This window comes from Pseudomonas sp. CAM1A (assembly GCF_047501685.1).
In the GTDB taxonomy this organism is placed as follows: domain Bacteria; phylum Pseudomonadota; class Gammaproteobacteria; order Pseudomonadales; family Pseudomonadaceae; genus Aquipseudomonas.
Genome location: NZ_JBFNXP010000007.1, coordinates 148408 through 165199, shown reverse-complemented (window position 1 = coordinate 165199; position 16792 = coordinate 148408). Strand labels below are relative to the sequence as shown.

General features: G+C 64.2%; 11 protein-coding genes. 9 read left to right on the top strand and 2 right to left on the bottom strand.

Translation table 11 applies throughout. The annotated features are described in order from the left end of the window. Window positions 1–54: 54 nt before the first annotated feature. Window positions 55–2889: an excinuclease ABC subunit UvrA gene (gene uvrA, locus ABZO33_RS17405; RefSeq protein WP_414537044.1), complete on the bottom strand. Its 2835-nt coding sequence runs from the start codon at window positions 2887–2889 to the stop codon at window positions 55–57. Window positions 2890–3018: 129 nt separating this feature from the next. On the opposite strand from uvrA, the gene ABZO33_RS17400 reads away from it, so the two are divergent. The 3 genes from ABZO33_RS17400 to ABZO33_RS17390 all read left to right on the top strand — a co-directional run bounded on the left by ABZO33_RS17400 (window position 3019) and on the right by ABZO33_RS17390 (window position 5650). Next, window positions 3019–4413, top strand: coding sequence for an MFS transporter (locus ABZO33_RS17400; RefSeq protein WP_414537043.1), 1395 nt, complete (start codon window positions 3019–3021; stop codon window positions 4411–4413). Window positions 4414–4422: 9 nt separating this feature from the next. Beyond that, the gene (locus ABZO33_RS17395; RefSeq protein WP_023629920.1) at window positions 4423–4971 is read left to right on the top strand and encodes a single-stranded DNA-binding protein; all 549 of its coding nucleotides are present in this window, start codon (window positions 4423–4425) and stop codon (window positions 4969–4971) included. A gap of 139 nt (window positions 4972–5110) precedes the next feature. After that, complete coding sequence (locus tag ABZO33_RS17390) at window positions 5111–5650, top strand: hypothetical protein (protein WP_414537042.1); 540 nt, start codon at window positions 5111–5113, stop codon at window positions 5648–5650. A gap of 43 nt (window positions 5651–5693) precedes the next feature. Here the strand turns inward: ABZO33_RS17390 and ABZO33_RS17385 are convergent, their stop codons facing one another. Continuing rightward, entirely contained in the window at window positions 5694–7349 is a 1656-nt protein-coding gene (locus tag ABZO33_RS17385) for a hypothetical protein (RefSeq protein WP_414537041.1), read from the bottom strand. Window positions 7350–7714: 365 nt separating this feature from the next. Here ABZO33_RS17385 and fdnG point away from each other — a divergent pair, with 365 nt between their 5' ends. The 6 genes from fdnG to selB all read left to right on the top strand — a co-directional run bounded on the left by fdnG (window position 7715) and on the right by selB (window position 16787). Beyond that, complete coding sequence (gene fdnG / locus ABZO33_RS17380; protein WP_414537039.1) at window positions 7715–10783, top strand: formate dehydrogenase-N subunit alpha; 3069 nt, start codon at window positions 7715–7717, stop codon at window positions 10781–10783. Continuing rightward, on the top strand, window positions 10783–11733 hold the full coding sequence (gene fdxH, locus ABZO33_RS17375; RefSeq protein ID WP_038707246.1) for a formate dehydrogenase subunit beta: 951 nt from the start codon (window positions 10783–10785) through the stop codon (window positions 11731–11733). The genes fdnG and fdxH overlap by 1 nt, the downstream gene beginning before the upstream one ends. Then, window positions 11730–12380, top strand: coding sequence for a formate dehydrogenase subunit gamma (locus tag ABZO33_RS17370; RefSeq protein ID WP_414537038.1), 651 nt, complete (start codon window positions 11730–11732; stop codon window positions 12378–12380). Before fdxH ends, ABZO33_RS17370 begins: the two co-directional genes overlap by 4 nt. A 4-nt stretch (window positions 12381–12384) precedes the next feature. Next, a complete protein-coding gene (gene fdhE, locus ABZO33_RS17365) occupies window positions 12385–13305 on the top strand; it encodes a formate dehydrogenase accessory protein FdhE (RefSeq protein ID WP_414537037.1) in 921 nt (306 codons plus the stop codon). Window positions 13306–13440: 135 nt separating this feature from the next. Continuing rightward, entirely contained in the window at window positions 13441–14868 is a 1428-nt protein-coding gene (gene selA / locus ABZO33_RS17360; protein ID WP_414537036.1) for an L-seryl-tRNA(Sec) selenium transferase, read from the top strand. Next, the gene (selB, locus tag ABZO33_RS17355) at window positions 14865–16787 is read left to right on the top strand and encodes a selenocysteine-specific translation elongation factor (RefSeq protein WP_414537035.1); all 1923 of its coding nucleotides are present in this window, start codon (window positions 14865–14867) and stop codon (window positions 16785–16787) included. Before selA ends, selB begins: the two co-directional genes overlap by 4 nt. Window positions 16788–16792: the final 5 nt, after the last annotated feature.

Sequence of the window (16792 nt, the reverse complement as noted above, 5' to 3'; positions counted from 1 at the left end):
AAAAAGCCCCTGGCACCGACGGTACCAGGGGCTTTTTCATGTCAGCGACTCCACTCAGGCCCGGTCACGCTCCAGCAGTGGCTTGAGGTAGTGGCCGGTGTACGACTGCTTCATCTTGCTCAGCTCTTCTGGCGTGCCACAGGCAATGATCTGGCCGCCTTTGGATCCGCCTTCCGGCCCCAGGTCCACCAGCCAGTCGGCGGTCTTGATCACATCCAGATTGTGCTCGATCACCACCACGGTGTTGCCGTGGTCGCGCAGGCGATGCAGCACATCCAGCAGTTGCTGGATATCGGCGAAGTGCAGGCCAGTGGTCGGCTCGTCGAGGATGTACAGGGTCTTGCCGGTGTCCCGTTTGGACAGCTCGCGGGACAGCTTGACCCGTTGTGCTTCGCCGCCCGACAGCGTGGTCGCCGATTGCCCCAGCTTGATATACGACAGGCCTACATCCATCAGGGTCTGCAGCTTGCGCGCCAGGGCCGGCACCGCGTCGAAGAACTCGCGGGCATCCTCGATGGTCATTTCCAGCACCTCGTGGATGTTCTTGCCCTTGTACTTGATCTCCAGGGTCTCGCGGTTGTAACGCTTGCTCTTGCACACGTCGCACGGCACGTAGATGTCCGGCAGGAAGTGCATCTCGACCTTGATCAGGCCGTCGCCCTGGCAGGCCTCGCAGCGCCCACCCTTGACGTTGAACGAGAAACGCCCCGGCCCGTATCCGCGCGAGCGCGATTCCGGCACGCCGGCGAACAGCTCGCGGATCGGCGTGAAGATCCCGGTGTAGGTAGCCGGGTTCGACCGTGGCGTACGGCCGATCGGGCTCTGGTCGATATCGACCACCTTGTCAAGGTGCTGCAGGCCATCGACGCTGGCGTGCGGCGCCGCTTCCAGGCTGCTGGCGCCGTTGAGTGCGGTGGCGGCGAGCGGGTACAGGGTGTTGTTGATCAGGGTCGATTTACCCGAGCCGGACACACCGGTCACGCAGGTCAGCAGACCGATCGGTACTTCCAGGTCGACGTTCTGCAGGTTGTTGCCGCGCGCGCCCTTGAGCTTGAGCGACAGCTTCTTGTTGCGCGGGGTGCGCTTGGCCGGGACAACGATCTTCTTGCGCCCGGACAGGTATTTGCCGGTCAGCGAATCGGGGTGCGCCATCACCTCCTCGGGCGAGCCCTCGGCGACGATCTGGCCGCCATGCACACCGGCGCCCGGGCCGATGTCCACCACATAGTCGGCCAGGCGGATGGCGTCCTCGTCGTGCTCGACGACGATCACCGTGTTACCGAGGTCGCGCAGGTGGTTGAGCGTCGCCAGCAAGCGGTCGTTATCGCGCTGGTGCAGGCCGATCGAGGGCTCGTCGAGGATGTACATCACCCCCACCAGGCCTGCGCCGATCTGGCTGGCCAGGCGGATGCGCTGGGCCTCGCCGCCAGACAGGGTATCGGCGCTGCGGTCGAGGGTCAGGTAGTCGAGGCCGACGTTGACCAGGAACTGCAGGCGCTCGCAGATCTCCTTGAGGATCTTCGCCGCAATCTCGCCACGCCGACCGGTGAGGCTCAGCGCGCCGAAGTAATTGCTGGCTTCGCCGATCGGCAGGTTGGTCACTGCCGGCAGGGTCTTCTCGCCCACCCAGACATGGCGCGCTTCGCGGCGCAGGCGGGTGCCGCGGCAATCAGGGCAGGGCTGGGTGCCGAGGAACTTGGCCAGCTCTTCACGCACGGTGGCCGACTCGGTCTCGCGATAGCGACGCTCAAGGTTCGGCACGATGCCTTCGAACGGGTGCGAGCGCTTGACGATGTCGCCTCGGTCGTTGAGGTACTTGAAGTCGACACTCTGTTTGCCGCTGCCGTTCAGAATCACCTTCTGGTGCTCGGCCGACAGCTCGCCGAACGGTTCCTCCAGGCTGAAGCCGTAATGCGCGGCCAGCGAGCCGAGCATCTGGAAGTAATAGACATTGCGCCGGTCCCAGCCGCGAATCGCGCCTTCGGCCAGGGTCAGCTCGGCGTTGACCAGGCGCTTGGTGTCGAAGAACTGCTTCACCCCCAGGCCATCGCAGGTCGGGCAGGCACCCGCCGGGTTGTTGAAGGAGAACAGCTTCGGCTCCAGCTCGCTGATCGCATGGCCGCACACCGGGCAGGCGAAGCGCGCCGAGAAGATCACTTCTTCGCCTTCCTCGTCGTCCATCGGCGCCACCAGGGCGATGCCGTCGGCCAGCTTAAGGGCGGTCTCGAAGGATTCAGCCAGGCGCTGCTGCAGGTCGGCGCGGACCTTGAAACGGTCCACCACCACATCGATGCTGTGCTTCTTCTGTTTGTCGAGCTTGGGCAACTCGTCGAGCTCGTAGAGCTTGCCGTTGACCCGGGCGCGAACGAAGCCCTGGGCGCGCAGCTCGTCGAACACCGCCAGGTGCTCGCCCTTGCGCTCGCGGATCACCGGCGCCAACAGCATCAGCTTGCTGCCTTCGGGCTTTTCCAGGACCAGGTCGACCATCTGGCTGATCGTTTGCGCCTCAAGCGGGATGTCGTGGTCCGGGCAGCGGGGGGTGCCGACGCGGGCATAGAGCAGGCGCAGGTAGTCGTAGATCTCGGTGATGGTGCCGACGGTCGAGCGCGGGTTGTGCGAGGTCGACTTCTGCTCGATGGAGATGGCCGGCGACAATCCTTCGATGGTGTCGACGTCGGGCTTTTCCATCATCGACAGGAACTGCCGGGCATAGGCTGACAGCGACTCCACATAGCGCCGCTGGCCTTCGGCGTACAGCGTGTCGAACGCCAGCGAGGACTTGCCGGACCCGGACAGGCCGGTGATCACGATCAGTTTGTCCCGGGGCAGGGTCAGGTCGATGTTCTTCAGGTTGTGGGTACGTGCCCCACGGATCAGGATCTTGTCCACTACGGCCTCGCTCGGCGGGCATAAACAAAGCAGTATACGGGGCGCTGCCAGTACGCGGCAAAGCGTCGCGTATATGCCGTCAAGGCGTCGGACTGATAGAATCGCCGCCGGTTCACACGAGGTTAATCCATGCACGACACCCACAACGAGCGCATGAGTGGCAGCGAAACCCGCGCCGCGAGCGGCCTGGCCCTGGTCTTTGCCTTTCGTATGCTGGGCATGTTCATGGTGCTTCCGGTGCTGGCCACCTACGGCATGGACCTGGCCGGCGCGACGCCGACCCTGATCGGCCTGGCCATCGGCGCCTATGGCCTGACCCAAGCGGTGCTGCAGATTCCGTTCGGGATGATTTCCGACCGCATCGGCCGCCGTCCGGTCATCTACGTGGGGTTGGTGATCTTTGCCCTGGGCAGCGTGCTGGCGGCCCAGGCCGACTCGATCTGGGGCGTGATCGCCGGGCGCATCCTGCAGGGCGCAGGGGCGATTTCCGCGGCGGTCATGGCGCTGTTGTCCGACCTGACCCGCGAACAGCACCGGACCAAGGCCATGGCCATGATCGGCATGAGCATCGGCCTGTCGTTCGCCGTGGCGATGGTGGTCGGCCCGCTGTTGACCCGCGCCTTTGGCTTGTCAGGATTGTTCCTTGCCACTGCAGGACTTGCCCTGGTTGGCATAGCGCTGATCGCTTTCGTCGTGCCCAGCTCGCACAGTGTGCTGAGCCATCGCGAGTCCGGTGTCGCCCGTCAGGCCCTCGGCCCGACCCTGCGCAATCCCGACCTTCTACGCCTGGACATCAGTATTTTCGTGCTGCACGCCATCCTGATGGCCAGCTTCGTGGCGCTGCCCCTGGCCTTCGTCGAGCGCGGCGGGCTGCCCAAGGAGGAGCACTGGTGGGTGTACCTGACCGCGCTGCTGGTTTCATTTTTTGCAATGATCCCCTTCATCATCTACGGGGAAAAGAAGCGCAAGATGAAACGCGTGTTGCTCGGCGCGGTCAGTGTCCTGCTGCTGGTGGAGGTGTTCTTCTGGCAGTGGGCTGACAACTTGCGCGGACTGGTGATCGGCACCGTGGTATTCTTTACTGCATTCAACCTGCTGGAGGCATCCTTGCCTTCGCTGGTCAGCAAGGTGTCGCCTGCCGGCGGCAAGGGCACGGCGATGGGGGTGTACTCCACCAGCCAGTTCCTTGGCGCGGCACTGGGTGGCATCCTCGGTGGCTGGTTGTTCCAGCACGGTGGCTTGAGCATGGTGTTCCTCGGCTGCGCTGGCTTGTGTGCCTTCTGGCTGCTCACGGCGTTGCGCATGAACGAGCCGCCGTACGTGACCAGCCTGCGCATGCCGCTGACGCCGGAAGCAGTCCGGGAAGCCGGCCTGACCGAGCGCCTGATGGCCGTGCCGGGTGTGACCGACGCCGTGGTGGTGGCAGATGAAGCCGCCATCTATATCAAACTGGATACGAAAATTTTGGACCGTGCGACCCTCGAGCGTCTGGTGAACCCAGCCTCTGCGGCGTGCGAAGCCTAGGAGAACGTTATGGCCCGTGGGGTTAACAAAGTCATTCTGGTCGGTACTTGCGGTCAGGATCCCGAAGTCCGCTACCTGCCCAACGGTAACGCCGTGACCAACCTGAGCCTGGCCACCAGCGAGCAGTGGACCGACAAGCAGTCGGGCCAGAAGGTCGAGCGTACCGAGTGGCACCGTGTGTCGCTGTTCGGCAAGGTCGCCGAAATCGCCGGCGAGTACCTGCGCAAGGGTTCGCAGTGCTACATCGAAGGCAAGCTGCAGACCCGCGAGTGGGAAAAGGACGGCATCAAGCGCTACACCACCGAGATCATCGTCGACATCAACGGCACCATGCAGCTGCTCGGCGGTCGTCCGCAGGGCCAGCAGGGTGGTGGTGACCAGTACAACCAGGGTGGTGGCAACAACTACAACCAGGGCGGTCAGCAGCAACAGTACAACCAGGCCCCGCGCCAGCAGGCCCAGCGCCCGCAACAAGCGCCGCAGCGCCCCGCGCCGCAACAGCCGGCTCCGCAGCCTGCCGCTGACTTCGACAGCTTCGACGACGATATTCCGTTCTGATCACAGCCTTCGCTGCGAGCAGGAAGAGCCCCATCCATGCGGATGGGGTTTTTTTTGCCATGCGCGTGATGAGTGACTGCGCGAGGGCAGGGGGGCGTCGTGTTCGACGGCCCTGTAAAGGCAAGGAGGTCAATAGGACGTGAACGTGAAGAAGTATCTGTGTATATGGGTGGGCTATGTACTGTTCTCTTGGTCGTCGAGCGTAGCAATAGTGTGGAGCGGGATTGCCGAGCAGGGGGAGTTGCTGCGCACGTTGCCGGTGATCGCAAAGGCCGAGGTGTTTTTCAACGAGCAGGGGCGTATGGACTTCCTGAAGACGACAGCCTGGATCTATGAGAAAGACTTTCTACTGCTGCTGGGAATGCTGGGCTGGCTCTGCTTCGTTTACTCAAGGCATTTTGGCATGCGCTTTTCCGCATTCTTCTCTGTCCGGCATTACCGGCAGAACTACCCGGCGTTACTGATTCTGCTGGTATGCCTTTGGCATGTGCTGAGTGAGCTATGGGGGCCGACAGTAGGTGCTGTGCCGCAGGGGCTATTTGGCAATCGCCTGTACGGCATGAGCATCCCGTTCGGCATGCTCTACCAGACAATGCTGCTCCCGGCAGTGTTCGTGCTCATTGCGCTTTCGTTGCAAGGATTTCTTGACCGTGGGCCGCTCATGGGAAAGGACACCTGAAGGATGACCCGTCACGCAAGTGAGTGGCGGGTCATCAATTTAATCAGTTACCCACGGCCAGCGGCACGTTCAATGCTGTTCGCTGGTCTGCCGCGGAAGTGAACTCCATCGCCGCAGGAGCGGCGAAGCCGGCCATGCTTTGCACCAGCCGTTGTACCTGCTGGTCGACTGCGGTGACCAGGTCTGGAGCAGCTTCCTGATTGGGCGTGCTGTACCTGAAGTAGACATCGGCTATTTCCCGCGTTTCGCCGTTTTCCAGCGTGAAGCTGGACGTCCATTTCACTGTATTACCGTTTACGTCGGGCCGTTCGACCCGGGTCACCTGGTCCAATGAGATCTCCTTGATGCCGACCTCGCGCAGCGTGTGCAACTCTCCGGCGTCGGAACGGGTATTCTGATCACGGTCTTGCCACACCATCAGCGCTTCGAACCGCTCATCGGCCTGGTCGATGCGGCCATCCCCATTGCTATCGAGTTCGCGCAAGACAGTGAAACCATCCTGAGTGACGTTGCCAAACAGCTCGGTGAAATTGTCGATGCTGCCATTGCCATTCCGATCCAACGCCAGGAAGGCGCTGGAGCCATCGAGCCAGCCGTGTCGCCCGCCCTGTTGCCCCTCAACGAACTCGAAACCGGAAATCCCCTCGAAAATCGAGCGGGTCTTGATACCTTCGCCGCCAAGGTCCAAGGCCAGTGGCGTCATTTCCGCCATGGCGCTGTCCAGGTCGCTGGCCGCCTCGCCCGCCTTGTCGCTCAGGGTGCTCGCTGAGCCGCCGAGGGTGTTGTTGGCTCGTCCGAAATTGTTGTCGATGAAGTCTTGCATGCTGCTGGCGGCTTCCGTCAGCCGGTACATCTTGTCGTTGAACGCGGAGCCCCAGTTATCACCCCAGGGCAAGTTCAGCCCGCCACTGTTGAATATCTGATCCTGTAGTGCCTGATAGCCGCCGCTCCAGCCCAACATGCCGTTGCTGTCGGGCCTGAGGAAATCATTGCCGGGTTTGAACATGTCCGAGAGTGAGAAGTTGAAATCATTGATCTCCCGCTGCATCTGGTGCAGGAAGTCACGATCGATGCCGCGGTCCTGGTTGCGCATGAACTGGTCGGTATCGACATCCAGCGCATAGCCGTCGTACTGGTCGTTCACATAAGTCGGGTCGAGGATCACGGCCCCTGGGAATTCCATTTGGGTCTTGATGGCATCGAAGCTCGCGGGCAGTGTGACAGCGCCGGTGGGCAACTGCGTGGACAGCGCTTCTGCCGCACGTTTGCTCCAGCCATAGGCACCTTCGACCAGTTTGCCACCCAGATACGCTGCCCCCAGGTAGCCCGCACCCAGGGCCAGCGTTCCCATGACCGGGAAGGCGGAAGCCAAGGCGCCTACCGCCAGCGCTCGCGGAACGCTGCTGATGATGAAACTTTCCAGGGCCGCCGCACCGCCCGCACTACCAAGCATGCCTGCGGCGACTTCGGCGGCGGTATCGACCAGCTTCAGGTAGTCCGCAGAGTTGGCTTTGAGCTTGAACATGTCGGCCGTGATGCCGCCTATGTCGCCGGATTGGGCGAGGGTCTCGCCCAATGCCTTGGCTTTGGGGTTGGGGTGGTTCTCGAGGGCTTTGCCCAAGGCGGTTATCAAGTCGGAAATGGACTTGGCCTGCTCTGTTTCAGAGACCGAGATCACCGGGAAGAACGTCTGGTTCATATGTCTGTTTTCGTCCGTATTGAAAACATGGCCGTGGCGTCAGGATCGCCGCGCGCCCCCGCGCTGGCCATGCCCCAACCAACGTGGTCAAGGGCGGCTCTTATGCCAATATGATGGCATCGTGTCAATAATGATTATCGTTTGTGAAATTTGGACAAAACGCCTCTATTACAGTACTTCCAGCCTTTTTTAGGGGCGGCGGGAACGAAGGATCTCCTGCACCGCCAGTTCATTGAGCCACGTCATCACCCTCTTCAGATTATTGACTAGGCTTAAGGGTTGGCGGTTTCTATCTACCGCCACCGTGAAGTCCCTGAGGCGCCGGCCAAGTCCCGTGCGCCCGAGAACCTGATCAGGAGTGCACGATGGACCTCAACCGTCGGCAATTCTTCAAGGTCGCCGCCGTCGGCCTTGGAGGCTCGAGCCTTGCGGCGTTGGGCATGGCCCCAACCCCCGCATTCGCCGAGCAGGTGCGCCACTTCAAGCTGGCGCACACTAAAGAAACCCGCAACACCTGCCCTTACTGCTCGGTCGGCTGCGGCCTGATCATGTACAGCCAGGGTGACGCGGGCAAGAACGTCAAACAGAACATCATCCATATCGAGGGCGACGCGGACCATCCGGTCAACCGTGGCACCTTGTGCCCGAAAGGCGCGGGCCTGCTGGACTTTATCCACAGCCCGAGCCGCCTGCAGTACCCCGAGGTGCGCAAGCCGGGCAGCAATGAGTGGACCCGCATCGAGTGGGACGAAGCCCTCGACCGCATCGCCGACCTGATGAAACAGGACCGCGACGCCAACTTCATCGAGAAGAATGCCCAAGGCCAGACGGTCAACCGTTGGCTCACCACCGGGTTCCTCGCCGCGTCTGCCGCTTCCAGTGAAGCGGGCTACCTGACGCACAAGGTGATCCGTGCAACCGGCATGCTGGGGTTCGATAACCAGGCGCGTGTCTGACACGGCCCGACGGTGGCAAGTCTTGCCCCGACGTACGGCCGTGGCGCGATGACCAATCACTGGTCTGACATCGCCAACGCAAACCTGGTCCTGGTGATGGGCGGCAACGCCGCTGAAGCGCACCCGTGTGGCTTCAAGTGGGTGACCGAAGCCAAGGCGCACAACAAGGCGCGGCTGATCGTGGTCGACCCGCGGTTCACCCGTACCGCCTCGGTAGCCGATTACTACGCGCCGATTCGCACCGGCAGCGACATCGCCTTCATGGGCGGGCTGATCAACTACCTGCTGAGCAACGACAAGATCCAGCACGAGTACGTGCGCAACTACACCGATGTGTCGTTCATCGTCAAAGAGAGCTATGGCTTCGAGGACGGGCTGTTCAGCGGCTACGACGCGGCCAAGCGCGTGTATGCCGACAAGTCCGGCTGGGGCTACGAGCTGGGTGAGGACGGCTTCGCCAAGGTCGACCCGACCCTGCAGCACCCGCGTTGCGTCTATCAGCTGATGAAGCAGCACTACAGCCGCTACACGCCGGAGCTGGCGAGCATGACCTGTGGCATGCCCCAGGACCAGATGATGAAAGTCTGGGAAGAGATCGCCACTTGCTCGGTGCCGGGCAAGACCATGACGATCCTCTACGCCCTGGGCTGGACCCAGCACTCCATCGGCGCGCAGATCATCCGCAGCGCGGCGATGGTGCAGTTGCTGCTGGGCAACGTCGGCATGCCCGGCGGCGGGGTCAACGCCCTGCGCGGGCACTCCAACATCCAGGGCCTGACCGACCTGGGGCTGCTGTCGAACTCGCTGCCGGGCTACCTCACCCTGGGCGGCGACGCCGAGCAGGATTACGCCACCTACATCGACAAGCGCGCCTCCAAGCCGTTGCGTCCGGGGCAGCTGTCGTACTGGCAGAACTACGGCAAGTTCCACGTCAGCCTGATGAAGGCCTGGTACGGCGCCAATGCTACGGCCGAGAACAACTGGGGCTACGACTGGCTGCCCAAGCTAGACGTGCCGGCCTACGACGTGCTGCGCATGTTCGAGATGATGGGCCAGGGCAAGGTCAACGGCTACATGTGTCAGGGCTTCAACCCGATCGCCGCGTTGCCGGACAAGAACCGCGTCACCGCCGCGCTGGCCAAGCTCAAGTGGCTGGTGATCATGGACCCGCTGGCTACCGAAACGTCCGAGTTCTGGCGTAACGCCGGCCCGTTCAACGACGTCGACACGGCCAACATCCAGACCGAGGTGATCCGCCTGCCCACCACTTGCTTCGCCGAAGAGGACGGTTCGCTGGTCAATAGCAGCCGCTGGCTGCAGTGGCACTGGAAGGGCGCCGATGGGCCGGGCCAGACCCGTACCGACGTGCACATCATGAGCGAGCTGTTCCTGCGCCTGCGCAAACGCTACCAGGCCGAGGGCGGTGCCTATCCGGACCCGCTGCTCAACATCAACTGGCCGTACAAGGTGCCTGAAGAGCCTTCGCCCGAAGAGCTGGCCAAGGAGATGAACGGCTGGGCGGTCAGCGACCTGACCGACGCCTCTGGTGCCACGCTCAAGGCCGGGCAACAGCTCGCCGGCTTCGCCCAGATGAAGGATGACGGCAGCACCGCATCAGGCTGCTGGATTTTCGCCGGCAGCTGGACCGAGCAGGGCAACCAGATGGCCCGGCGCGACAACAGCGACCCCTATGGCATGCACCAGGTGCAGAACTGGGCCTGGGCCTGGCCGGCCAACCGCCGCATCCTCTACAACCGCGCCTCCAGCGACCCGCAAGGCAAGCCGTGGGACCCGGAGAAGAAGCGCCTGGTGTGGTGGAACGGCAAGGCCTGGACCGGTAGCGACGTGCCCGACTTCAAGGTCGACTCGCCTCCGGATGCGGGGATGAATCCGTTCATCATGAACCCCGAGGGTGTGGCGCGCTTCTTCGCCATCGACAAGATGGCCGAGGGGCCGTTCCCCGAGCACTACGAGCCGTTCGAAACGCCGATTGGCATCAACCCGCTGCACCCGCAGAACAAGAAGGCCACCAGCAACCCGGCCGGGCGGATCTTCGATTCGGTGTGGGACACCCTCGGCACGCACGACGAGTTCCCCTACGCGGCGACCACCTACCGGCTGACCGAGCACTTCCACTTCTGGAGCAAGCATTGCCGGCTCAACGCCATCGCCCAGCCCGAGCAGTTCGTCGAGATCGGCGAGGTGCTGGCCAATGAGAAGGGCATCAAGGCCGGTGACCGGGTAAGGGTATCGAGCAAGCGCGGGCACATTGATGCGGTTGCGGTGGTGACCAAGCGGATCCGCCCGCTGCAGGTCAACAACCAGACCGTGCACCAGATTGGCATCCCGCTGCATTGGGGCTTCACTGGCAGCACGCGGCACGGCTACCTGACCAACACCCTGGTGCCGTTCCTCGGTGATGGCAACACGCAGACGCCGGAGTCCAAGTCGTTCCTCGTCAAAGTGGAGAAACTCTGATGGCCAGCCAAGACATCATCGCCCGCTCGGCCACCACCACCGTGCCGCCTTCGGTACGCCAGCAGCAGGAAGTCGCCAAGCTGATCGACACCACCAAGTGCATCGGCTGCAAGGCCTGTCAGGTGGCGTGCTCGGAGTGGAACGAACTGCGTGACGAGGTCGGCCACAACCATGGCACCTACGACAACCCCCAGGACCTCAGTGCCGAAACCTGGACCTTGATGCGCTTCACCGAGCACGAGCGCGACGACGGCAACCTGGAGTGGCTGATCCGCAAGGATGGCTGCATGCACTGCGCCGATCCGGGGTGTCTGAAAGCGTGCCCGAGCCCGGGGGCGATCATCAAGCATGCCAACGGTATCGTCGACTTCAACCAGGACCACTGCATCGGTTGCGGCTACTGCATCACCGGCTGCCCGTTCAACATCCCGCGTATCTCGCAGAAGGACCACAAGGCGTACAAGTGCACCCTGTGTTCCGACCGCGTGAGCGTGGGCCTGGAGCCGGCCTGCGTGAAGACCTGCCCGACCGGGGCGATCGTCTTCGGCAGCAAGGAAGAGATGAAGGTGCATGCCGACGAGCGCATCGTCGACCTGAAGTCGCGGGGCTACGACAACGCCGGGTTGTACGACCCGGACGGTGTCGGCGGCACCCACGTGATGTACGTGCTGCACCATGCCGACACGCCGCGGATCTACGCCGGCCTGCCGGACCAACCGGTGATCAGCCCGCTGGTCGGGCTGTGGAAGGGCTTCAGCAAGCCGCTGGCGCTGCTGGCCATGGGCGCGGCGGTGCTGGCCGGGTTCTTCCACTACGTGCGTGTCGGCCCGCAGCGGGTCGAGGAAGACGAGCATCCGGCACCTGTGGATAACGATGTCCACCAGGTGGACCCGGCGGTGCATGTCTATGATCCGAACCGCCCGGGCGGGCAGGGGGAGCAGCGGCCATGAACGACAACAAGCCTATCCTGCGCTACAACGCCAACGAGCGGAGCAACCACTGGATCGTCGCGATCCTGTTCGTGCTGGCCGGCCTGTCGGGGCTGGCGTTGTTCCACCCGGCGCTGTTCTGGCTCAGCCACCTGTTCGGCGGCGGGCCGTGGACACGGATCCTCCACCCGTTCATCGGCGTGGCGATGTTCGTGTTCTTCCTCGGGCTGGTGCTGCGCTTCTGGCGCGCCAACTTCATCACCGCCAACGACCGCCTGTGGCTGCGCCGCATCGACCGGGTGATGCTCAACAAGGAAGAAGGCGTGCCGCCGATCGGCAAGTACAACGCCGGGCAGAAGCTACTGTTCTGGACGCTGCTGGCGTGCATGCTGGTGCTGCTGGTCAGTGGCGTGGTGATCTGGCGCGCGTACTTCAGCCATTGGTTCGGCATCGACGTCATTCGCCTGTCGGCGCTGCTGCATGCCCTGGCGGCGTTCGTGCTGATCCTCAGCATCATTGTGCACATCTACGCCGGGATCTGGATCAAGGGCTCGATCGGCGCCATGCTGCATGGCTGGGTCAGCCGCGCCTGGGCGCGCAAGCACCATGAACTGTGGTACCGGGAAGTCACCGGCGACAAGACGCCGCACCGTAGAAAAGAAGGATGAGCGTTTGAGCACGATTCTCGAACCCGGGCAGATCGAAGCGTCGGCGGTGATGCCGCCGTTCCTGCATCTGCCGCCCGCCAACCTGTTCGCAGTGCGGGCCGCGCGCCTTGAGCAGCTGGCCGAGGGCAATGCCCTTGGCGAGTATCTGCATCTGGTCGCGCGGCTGTGCCGGATCCAGCAGCAGCTTGTGGATAACCCGCCCGGCGGCTTGCCGGTAGCCGAGGAGCGTCAGCGCCTGTGCATAAGCCATGGTCTGCCACCCCTGGCAGCAGACGGCCTGGTGCGCGAAGGGCAGTGGCTGGTGTGGCTGCAAGCGCTGCTCGATCACTTCGAGCCGGCGCCCGAAGGGCCGCTGGCAGCGGCGCTGGGCAGCCTGCGCGAGAGCGCTGACGAACAGCGCAAGGGCTGGGCCGTCGCGCTGCTCGGTGGCCAGTACGACGCCGTACCGGCGGCCTTGGTGCCCTTCCTGGGCGCGGCGTTGCAGGCCGCCTGGTCGAGCTGGTTGCTGGCGCTGCCCAAGCCTGAGCTCAAACCCGCTGGCAGCCTGGCCCAGTGCCCGGCCTGCGGCTCGCCGGCCATGGCCGGTGTGGTGCGCAACCGCGGCAAGCACAACGGCTTGCGCTACCTGGCCTGTTCGCTGTGTGCCTGCGAATGGCATGTGGTGCGGGTCAAGTGCGTGTACTGCGAGTCGAGCAAGGATCTGCGCTACAGCAGCCTCGAGGATGACCGCCATGCGCCGGGCAAGGCACCGCTGCGCGCCGAGTGCTGTCCGGGGTGCCAGAGCTACCTGAAGCAGTGCTACCTGGAGAACGACGCCGCGGCCGAGCCGTTGGCCGATGACCTGGCGAGCCTGGCGCTGGACATGCGCCTGGACGAGGAGGGTTTCCATCGGCTGGCGCCGAACCTGCTGCTGGCACCGGGGTAGTGTCTACACTGCAATCGAGTTGAACCGGATCGCGGGGCAAGCCCGCTCCCACGCAATGGGTGCGATCGGCGTGGGAGCGGGCTTGCCCCGCGATTGCACCCAACCAGACAACGGATCAGTCATAGGTAGTACCGCATGTCTTCAAGCCTCGCCAGCGACACCCCACGCCTGCCCTCCATCGATACCTTGCTGCGCCACCCAGCCTGTGCCCCTCTGATCGACCGCCACGGTCGTGACGCCACGCTGGCCACCTTGCGCCAGCTGCTCGACGACCTGCGCGAGCCTGCTCGCCTCGGTCAGCTGAATGCTGCCGAACTGACCGCCGAAGTCCTTCTGGGTCGTGCCGGCGAGCGCCTGGCGATCCAGCAACGCAGCCAGGTGCGCCGGGTGTTCAACCTCACCGGCACGGTACTGCATACCAATCTCGGCCGGGCCTTGCTGCCCGAGGAAGCGGTCGAAGCCATGCAGACTGCAGCTCGCTATCCGCTGAACCTGGAGTTCGACCTCAACACCGGCAAGCGCGGCGACCGCGACGACCTGATCGAAGGCCTGATTCGCGAGCTGACCGGCGCTGAAGCCGTCACCGTCGTCAACAACAACGCCGCCGCCGTGCTGCTGGCGCTCAACAGCCTGGGCGCACGCAAGGAGGGCATCATCTCGCGCGGCGAGCTGATCGAAATCGGCGGGGCGTTCCGCATCCCCGATATCATGGCCCGCGCCGGAGTGAAGCTGCACGAGATCGGCACCACCAACCGCACCCACGCCCGCGACTACGAAAGCGCGATCAACCCGCGCACGGGCCTGCTGATGCGTGTGCATTGCAGCAACTACAGCATCCAGGGTTTCACCACCCAGGTGCCCACTGCGGAATTGGCGCGCATCGCCCATGCACATGAGCTGCCGCTGCTCGAAGACCTGGGCAGCGGCAGCCTGCTCGACCTGACCCGCTGGGGCCTGCCGGCCGAGCCTACGGTGCGCCAGGCGCTGGCCGACGGCGCCGACATCGTCACCTTCAGTGGTGACAAACTGCTCGGCGGGCCACAGGCGGGGATCATCGTCGGGCGCAAGGAACTGATCGCGAAGATCAAGAAGAACCCGCTCAAGCGCGCCCTGCGGGTGGACAAGATCACCCTTGCGGCCCTTGAAGCTGTGCTGGCGCTGTACCGTAATCCGGACCGTCTGGCCGAGCGCCTGCCGAGCCTGCGCCTGCTGACCCGTGCGCAAGCCGAGATCGCCGCCCAGGCCGAGCGGCTGGCGCCTGAGCTGGCTGTTCGCCTCGGTGCGCAATGGGTGGTGAGCGTCGAGCCGGCACTCGGCATGATCGGCAGCGGCAGCCAACCGGTGGCGCGGCTGCCCAGCGCGGCGCTGTGCTTGCGTCCGCAGGTGTCGAAGAAACTGCGCGGGCGCAGTCTGCATGTGTTGGAGCGCGCGTTGCGCGACCTGCCGGTGCCGGTGCTCGGTCGTATCGACGACGATGCCCTGTGGCTCGACGTGCGCCAGCTGGACGACGAAGCCCAGTGGCTGGCGCAACTGCCGGCGTTGCAACTGGGGCCGGTGCAGTGATCGTCGGGACTGCCGGCCACATCGACCATGGCAAGACCGCGCTGCTCCAGGCCCTGACCGGCCAGGCCGGCGACACCCGTCGGGAGGAGCGCGACCGGGGCATGACCATCGACCTCGGTTATCGTTACGCGGCGCTGGCGGAAGGGGTGCCGCTGACAGGCTTCATCGATGTGCCGGGCCACGAGCGGTTTATTCACAACATGCTGGCCGGTGCCCATGGCATCGACCTGGTACTGCTGGTGGTGGCCGCCGACGATGGGGTGATGCCGCAGACCCGAGAGCACCTCGCGATCATCGAGCTGCTGGGCATTCCCCGGGCGCTGGTGGTGATCAGCAAGTGCGACCGGGTCGAGCCGTCGCGGTTGAGCGAAGTTCGGGCCCAGGTCACCGAACTGCTCGCACCCGGCCCCTACGCCGAGGCTCGGCAATTTCCGGTTTCGAGCGTGTCCGGCGAGGGGATCGACGCCCTGCGCGAGGCTTTGCTGGCGGCCCAAGCGCATGTTCGCCAGCGCAGCGTGCGCGGCGGTTTCCGTCTGGCGGTAGACCGAGCTTTCGCGGTTTCCGGAGCGGGCGTCGTGGTCACCGGCACGGCGCTGGCCGGGCAGGTCAGCGTCGGCGATACCTTGCTGCTCGGCAAGGCCGGCAAAGCAGTGCGGGTGCGTGGCCTGCATGCCCAGAACCAGGCGGCCCTGGTCGCCGCGGCCGGTCAGCGGGTGGCCTTGAACATCAGCGCGGAAAAGCTTTCGGCCGAGCAGGTGCATCGTGGCGACTGGCTTGTGCCGCAGTGGCTGCATGCGCCCAGCGTGCGGGTCGATATCGACTTCACCCTGCTGCCGAGTGAAACCCGTACTTTCGAGCATTTCAGCGCAGTGCATGTGCACCTGGGCACCCAGGATGTCACCGCCCGGGTTGCCTTGCTCGAAGGTGAACGGCTCGCCACCGGCCAGCGCATGTTCGCCCAGTTGCTGCTCAATGCCCCGCTGCAAGCGGTGCATGGGGATCGCCTGGTACTGCGTGACCAACGCGCCCAGCGCACGCTGGGTGGTGGGCGTGTGCTCGACCCTTTCGCCCCGAGCCGGCAACGGCGCAGCGAAGCGCGCTTGCGTCAGTTGCAGGTGCTGCGCGATACCGACAATCTCGAGCAAGCGCTGTCGGCCCTGCTCGAGGCGGCCCCCGGCGGTCTCGAGCCCCGGCGTCTGGAGCGCCAGTTCAACCGTCTGCGCGAGACTTGGCAGTTGCCGGATTCGGTGCTGGTGATTGCCACCCGTCAAGGTCAGCTGTTGTTCGATCGCTTACAGTGGCAGGCACTCAAGCGACAGGTGCTGGAGCGTCTGGCGCAGTTCCATGAGCAGGAACCCGACCAGCTTGGCCCGGACCGGGACCGCTTGCGCCGCTTTACCGCCTTGCCATTGGAGCGTCCTGCGTTTGTCAGCTTGCTGGATGAGTTGCTGGGCGCAGGCGCCATCAGCAGCAGTGGCCCGTGGCTGCACCTGCCGGACCATCGGGTTCAGTTGAGCGACGCGGACAGCGCGTTGTGGGAGCGTCTGTTGCCGCGCCTGTTGGCAGGTGAGTTCGACCCGCCCTGGGTACGGACCCTGGCCGGCGAGGAGGGTTGCGAAGAGGCGGATGTCCGGCTGTTGTTGCGCAAGCTGGCCCGGCTGGGCCTGGTGCATCAGGTGGTGCGTGACCTGTTCTACCCGGAGGCGACGCTCAGGCGCATGGCAGAGCTGCTGTTGCGCCAGGCCGCGACATCACCGATAGTGCAGGTCGCGGCATTTCGCGATGGTTTGGCCATCGGTCGCAAGCGCAGTGTGCAGATACTCGAGTACTTCGATCGCATCGGCCTGACCCGACGGGTCGGTGACCTGCGACAGGTTCGCGCCGACAGCGCCCTGGCCCAACCGCAACACGGGCCCTGATTTCA

Bases quoted from the DNA above. Each gene is read 5' to 3' on its own strand.
- fdxH (WP_038707246.1), top strand. From the start codon at position 10,783: ATGGCCAGCCAAGACATCATCGCCCGCTCGGCCACCACCACCGTGCCG.
- selA (WP_414537036.1), top strand. From the start codon at position 13,441: ATGTCTTCAAGCCTCGCCAGCGACACCCCACGCCTGCCCTCCATCGAT.
- ABZO33_RS17370 (WP_414537038.1), top strand. From the start codon at position 11,730: ATGAACGACAACAAGCCTATCCTGCGCTACAACGCCAACGAGCGGAGC.
- ABZO33_RS17395 (WP_023629920.1), top strand. From the start codon at position 4,423: ATGGCCCGTGGGGTTAACAAAGTCATTCTGGTCGGTACTTGCGGTCAG.
- ABZO33_RS17385 (WP_414537041.1), bottom strand. From the start codon at position 7,349: ATGAACCAGACGTTCTTCCCGGTGATCTCGGTCTCTGAAACAGAGCAG.
- ABZO33_RS17400 (WP_414537043.1), top strand. From the start codon at position 3,019: ATGCACGACACCCACAACGAGCGCATGAGTGGCAGCGAAACCCGCGCC.